This is a genomic window from Paenibacillus sp. F024 (assembly GCF_057814255.1).
Genome location: NZ_JBVASZ010000150.1, coordinates 1 through 292, shown reverse-complemented (window position 1 = coordinate 292; position 292 = coordinate 1). Strand labels below are relative to the sequence as shown.

Sequence of the window (292 nt, the reverse complement as noted above, 5' to 3'; positions counted from 1 at the left end):
AGCCTTCTTCGTTGCTACCAAACTCCAGCGGTGATCCGATCGCAATTCCCCGATAGCTGACCGCGCGAGCTACGTGAGCCTCCTGAGCAATATCTACTCCGACGACTAAATGCAAAGAGGAAATGTTTTCAATGAGTTGATTTTGCTTATCTTGTAACTTAAACTGCATAGTAGAGCGACCTCCTGGATGATGGGTTTTTTGAGGATATGACCTCGTGAGCAACCCCATCGTACCGAGGCGCTCGTTTTTTTGCAAAGATCAAATTATTCGTTCTACAGGAATTATAATGGG

At 45.5% G+C, this 292-nt stretch carries 1 pseudogene; it reads right to left on the bottom strand.

The features are described from left to right. Positions 1 to 169, bottom strand: a pseudogene (locus ACZYR9_RS27750) (IS110 family RNA-guided transposase); the annotation flags it as partial. Between the last annotated feature and the right edge of the window lie 123 nt (positions 170 to 292).